General features: G+C 51.5%; 4 protein-coding genes. All 4 read left to right on the top strand.

All coding sequences use genetic code 11. From position 1 onward, the window contains the following. A partial coding sequence (locus tag ACEW8P_RS16120; protein ID WP_373514108.1) for an amino acid--tRNA ligase-related protein occupies nt 1–735 on the top strand: 735 nt, incomplete at its 5' end. A 33-nt stretch (nt 736–768) separates the two neighbouring features. Continuing rightward, nucleotides 769–3,339: an SLBB domain-containing protein gene (locus ACEW8P_RS16115; protein ID WP_373514107.1), complete on the top strand. Its 2,571-nt coding sequence runs from the start codon at nt 769–771 to the stop codon at nt 3,337–3,339. A 12-nt stretch (nt 3,340–3,351) separates the two neighbouring features. Next, entirely contained in the window at nt 3,352–4,368 is a 1,017-nt protein-coding gene (locus ACEW8P_RS16110) for a lipopolysaccharide biosynthesis protein (protein ID WP_373514106.1), read from the top strand. Nucleotides 4,369–4,522: 154 nt separating this feature from the next. Continuing rightward, a partial coding sequence (locus ACEW8P_RS16105; RefSeq protein ID WP_373514105.1) for a hypothetical protein occupies nt 4,523–6,077 on the top strand: 1,555 nt, incomplete at its 3' end.

The raw sequence follows: 6,077 nt of genomic DNA, 5'->3' as shown, positions 1-6,077 counted from the left end.
GGAGCGAAGGGATTAATTTATGTGCGGTACAATGAGGATCGCACTTTAAAATCTTCCGTGGATAAGTTTTACGACGAAGCCAGTCTGCAGCAATGGTCCGAAGCCTTCGACGCGCAGCCCGGCGACCTGCTGTTGCTGATTTCGGGCGAGGCCAATCAGGCCCGCAAGCAACTCAGCGAACTGCGCCTGGAAATGGGCAACCGCCTGGGCCTGCGCAAAGCCGACGATTACCGGGTACTTTGGGTAGTTGACTTTCCGCTGCTGGAATACGGCGAGGGCGAACACGACGCTACCCAGGGCCGCTGGTACGCCATGCACCATCCCTTCACCAGCCCCAAGCCGGAAGACATCCCGCTACTGGCGACCCATCCCGGCAAAGTACGCGCCAACGCTTACGATATGGTCATCAACGGTGTGGAAGTAGGTGGCGGTTCGGTCAGGATTTTCCAGAAAGAACTGCAAAAGAAAATGTTTGAGATTCTGGGTTTTACCGCCGAGGAAGCGCAGGCGCAGTTTGGTTTCTTGCTCAATGCTTTCGAGTTTGGCGCCCCGCCTCACGCAGGCATCGCCTTCGGCTTCGACCGCCTCTGTTCCCTCTTCGGCGGGGCCGAATCCATCCGCGACTTCATCGCTTTCCCCAAAAACAACTCGGGCCGCGATGTGATGATCGACTCCCCCTCCCCCATTGCTGACCAGCAACTAAAAGAATTGAGTATCAAGGTGGCAAACAACTAAGCTACCTTCATTCATTTACTAATAAAAAGTACCTTGACTACGAAACTCGCCCAAAAAGCTGTTTTGCCGCGCGGTCTTCCCGCACTGCTTCTTCTCTGCCTTTGCCTGGCGGTTCCGGCTTCGGCCCAGACCCCCGACCCTTCGCAGATGTCCAACTCGCAACTGATGAAGTACTACCAGCAAGCCAAGGCCAGCGGGATGTCGGACATGCAGATCGAGCAGGCCGCCATGGCGCGGGGCTTCACCCTGGATGATATTGCCAAACTACGCGGCCGCTTGACTAATGCTCAGTCCGAAAACCCAAGCATAAACCGCTCCCGGCGCGATAGTTTGAACGGTGGGCGTCGGCAGATGGGAATGGAGAATATGGAGCGTTCGGCGCAGAGCACTCAGTTCGATAATAATCTCCAAAATCAAAATCAATCCCAGAATCGGCAGTCCGAAACTAATCCCCTTTCCGATACGCAACGGCGCATTTTTGGCGCGTCTTTGTTCAATAAGTCCGATAATCAAAGGATCGACTTTGCCCCTAATCTGAACCTGGCCACGCCCAAAAACTACGTGCTTGGGCCCGAAGACGAACTGATCGTGGATATATATGGCAACGCCGTCGAAAACTTTCGGCTGGATGTCAGCCCCGAAGGAACGGTCAAGATGCTCAACCTGGCCCCGGTTTATGTCAATGGTCTCACAATCGAGGAAGCAAAGGAGCGGATCATCAGCCGCTTGCGGCAGGCTTTTTCCGGTCTCAACCGCTCCGGCAGCGGCACCTACGCGACCGTCACACTGGGCAACGTCCGCAGTATCAAAGTGATCGTGACGGGCGAAGTGGCGCGGCCGGGTTCCTACTCGCTGTCGTCGCTGGCTACGGCCTTCAACGCCCTTTACTACTCGGGCGGGCCGACCGAGAGTGGTTCTTTGCGCAAGATCGAGGTGATTCGGGACAACAACGTGGTGGCCAAGATCGACCTGTACCAGTTCCTGCTCAACGGCGAACTGAAAAACAATGTAGGCCTGAAAGACCAGGACATTATCATGGTGTATCCCTACCAAAATCGCGTGGAACTACTCGGAGAGGTAAAGCACGAGGGGCTCTTCGAAACCAAATCCGGCGAAACCTTCGCCGATCTCATACAGTACGCCGGGGGTTACGCCAGCAACGCCTACACCGCCGCCGTGCAGTACCGCCGCAACAACGGTCGCGAACTCAGAGTAGGTCAGGTGAGTAAGGACAACGCCGAGACCTTTACGCCGCAGGATGGTGATGTGTTCGAAATAGGCAAAGTGCTTGACCGCTACGAAAATATGGTGCTGGTGGAGGGTTCCGTCTATCGACCAGGTATGTACGCCATCGAGGACGGACTCCGGACCGTGAAAGATCTTATTTCTAAAGCCGAGGGTTTGCAGGAAGACGCCTTCCTTAACCGCGCCGTGTTGGAGCGTAAGAACGATCTGCGCGAGCCCCAGCTTCTTGCTATTGATCTGCGCAAATTGATGCGAGGTGAAACCGAAGATATTCAGTTGAAGCGCGACGATAAACTCATCGTCAAATCGGTGCAGGAGTTGCAGGAAAGCCGCACCGTTTCCATTCAGGGAGCAGTGAACAAGGCCTATACTTTTCCCTACGCCGAGGGTATGACCGTGTCCGACCTGATATATTTAGCCGATGGCTATGCCGAGGCGGCCATTCCCTACCGTATCGAAGTAGCGCGGCGCATAAAGGGTGATACAATAAGTACGGCCTCTACCCAAACCACCGAAATCTTTCGCTTCGACGTGGATAAAGACCTGAAAATTCTGGCCGGAAATCAGAGCCTTGAACTTGCCCCATTTGATGTGGTCTTCGTACGCAAATCACCGAATTACGAACAACAGAAAACCATCGTTTTGGAAGGTGAAGTCATGTATCCCGGTCGCTACGCTATTCTCAACAACGCCGAGCGTATTTCAGATGTAATTCAGCGGGCGGGTGGGCTCAAGCCCAGCGCTTTCCTGGCTGGGGCGCGCCTCACCCGCCAAATCTCGGACGAGCAGATGAGAGACAGCCAATTACTGGAAAGCACCATTCTCGAAAGAAGAGTTCTTGACGAACCGGGAGAAAATGTATTAACATCAGGACAGCGGAGGCTTCGGGCCGACTCCTTGGCTTCCTTAACTACAAAGCAGACTGGACGGCAGCTCGTCGGGTTAGACATGGTTTCCATTCTCAATAATCCCGACCAGCCTGCTAACATTTTGGTACAACAGGGCGACTCCATTATTATCCCCCGGCGCAACGAAACCGTCCGCATTATGGGTGAAGTCCTCAATCCATCCATCGTAAACTACGATCCTTCGTTTAGTTTCAGTGATTACATCGCTCAGGCCGGAGGCTATTCCGATAATGCTCGCAGGAACAAAGCTTACGTGGCGTACGCCAACGGGCGACTGGACCGCACCGATCATTTTCTCTTCTTTCCGATACGCCCAAAAATCAGTCCCGGCACTACCATCAGCGTCCCGGCCAAACTCGTAAAAACCGGACGTGAAACTACCCCAGGTGAGCGCATCGCGATTCTTTCGTTATTGAGTACGTTGGCCATCACAGTTATCCGCTTATTTTAACATCGTTTAATTATGCACCCAGCACCCCCTATTCCTCAAGACGATATTGTGGAAGTGAGGCTGTCAGATATATTTTCATTTTTCAGAAAATATTGGCTTGTCCTGTTTTTGGCAGGGCTGCTATCTGGCGGGGTCGGTTATGGGCTGGCCTGGCTTGTCAAACCTGAATTTGAGTCCACCGCCAATATTTTACCAGAATACGGTACGGGTATCTCGGGGACAGGGAGCCTTAGCGACTTAGCCAGTTTGGCAGGAATATCGATAGGAAAGAACAATTCAGAGGCCATTCGCCCGGATTTGTATCCGAGTATCTTGGCAAGCAAGCCGTTTGTTTTGAAGCTGTTCTCCACACCACTTCCCCTTAGCAACGGAAAAAAAGTCAACCTGATTTCTTACCTCGACGAGAATGCAAAACCGCTAACCGCCCAGCAAATTGCGCAGGGTGATACACTTATTGTTCTTTCCAAAGAGCAGGAGCGTATCATGAAGGGGGTCAGCAAACGAATAACAGCCACTTTTGATAAAATGACTGGTGTACTCACTGTAAAGGCAGTCATGCCAGACCCCACATTGGCGGCCGCTTGCGCCACTTTCAGCCTTTCTTACCTCAGGAGTTTTGTGACAGAGTACCGGGGTGGTAAAAAGGTTGAAAAGGTTGCTTTTTTGCAGAAGCAAATGGCGGAAGCAAAAGGAAAGTACCGGAATGCAGAAATGACCTTGAACGCCTACCGTGATCGCAATCGTAACGCCTACACGAATGTAGCAAAAGTAGAGGAACAGAGATTGCAAGGCGATTTTCTCCAGGCACAATCCCTGTACGGCGAATTAGCCCGCCAACTGGAGGCCGCCCGATTATTGGCTTTGGAGGACACCCCAGTACTAAAAGTACTGGATCCTCCAATGGTACCAAACATAAGAAGTTCACCAAAACGGAGCTTGTACGCACTGGGCTTCGCAATCTTCGGTGGCTTTGTCACACTGTTGTTTTTATTATTCAGAAAGGAAAAGATTCAGGAGAGGTTTTCGTAAACTTACTCACACAGAAATAAAAGAATAAGAGATACTTCTTCGGCTCTCTATGGAATATACCGTTTGATAATTTTCTTTTTCAGTTTTTAATTTAAATCCTTACCTTAGAAGCGTTGTTTTGATTCAACATGAAACATTCCTACCAAATCAAACTATGAAAAAGAGATTTACTTTCGTCTTGGCCCTTTTGGCTGTCGCCTTCGTAAGCGAAGCCCAAAATCAAATTACCACGCCTACCGGGCAGCCACTGGTCATTGGCAATCAGGGTGTGAAAATGGCTAACCTCAACAGCGGTTCCACCACAGGAGCTTCCAACGGCAAGGTTCTCACTGTAGACGCCACGGGACTTATCTTCTTGGCCCCTGACGCAGGCGGCACAGGAGGTGGTTCCAGTCCATGGACTACCTCCGGTTCTAACATCTCCTTTACGGCGGGTAATGTTGGCATCGGCACTACTAGTCCCGTACAGCGTCTGGACGTGAACGGAGACATTAACGTTCCCTCCACAAATGGGTTTCGAATCAATAACCAGCGGATCCTTTCTGTTCCTTCACTGAACAGCTTTGCAATAGGAAATGGTGCTGGCATAAGTGCTACCGCTGCATCTGAGGATAATATCATGATGGGTTTCAACGCTGGAGCCAACTCCAATGCTCCTTTTAATGTGTTTGTGGGGACAAGAGCTGGACAAAACACCACAACAGGACAGTACAACATATTCATTGGCCGTGATGCAGGTGTAACCAATACGACAGGAACCCGGAACTTCCTGATGGGGGTTAACTCTGGCGTTCTCAGCAACGGAAGCGATAATATGTTTTTGGGGTACTATGCAGGCTCCAAGAATACTACTGGATCGAGCAATTTCTTTGCTGGTGTCAATTCAGCGTTTAGCAGTACTACAGGCAGTTTCAACATGATACTGGGTAGAGACGCTGGCTATGACAACACATCGGGTAACAATAACTCGTTTATTGGTTATTCGAGCGGCGTTGGCGTGGTCAGCGGAAGCAACAATACACTCGTTGGCTCTCTAACCAAAGCGATTGGGGCTGGAGCGGCTTCTATTACTAACGCTACTGCCATCGGGGCTAACGCAGAGGTTTCCGCCAGTAACAGCCTTGTATTAGGCGGTACCGGGGCCAATCAGGTAAATGTAGGTATTGGCAACACAGGCCCCGCTGCTCGGCTACACGTGACAGCAGGTGGCTCTACAGCTACCGGCGTACGGTTGGAAAACCTGCCCACCTCCACCGGGACGGTTTTTCCGCTGGTAGTAGATGGTAGCGGCAACGTGATGCGCAGTACTACCCCCGGCGCGAGGGAAGCCGCGGAAAGCCTGGATCGCCATTGGACGCTTACCGCCGACAACCATCTCGTCAATAACAATCTGGGTGGTATCATGATCGGCACCGGACTAAGCATCACGCCCGAAGGCTATAAGCTTTATGTTTCAGACGGTATTTTGACCGAGCGCGTGAAGGTGGCGGTTAAGAGTACCGCCGACTGGCGCGACAACGTCTTACAAGACGACTACAAACTACGCACGGTGGAAGAGGTAGAATCTTTCATTAAAGAGAACAAGCATCTGCCAGGCGTTCCTTCGGCCCAGGAAATGGTCGAGAACGGCAACGATTTGCAGAAGACCGATGCCGTTCTTTTGGAAAAGATCGAGGAAATGATGTTGTACATTATTGAATTGAAAAAAG

The organism is Persicitalea sp., assembly GCF_041751555.1.
Taxonomy (GTDB): Bacteria; Bacteroidota; Bacteroidia; order Cytophagales; family Spirosomataceae; genus Persicitalea.
This window is presented reverse-complemented; position numbering and strand designations above follow the sequence as displayed.

What these genes read in the sequence shown, in the direction of transcription:
- ACEW8P_RS16110 (WP_373514106.1), top strand. Translation starts at nt 3,352, where the DNA reads ATGCACCCAGCACCCCCTATTCCTCAAGACGATATTGTGGAAGTGAGG.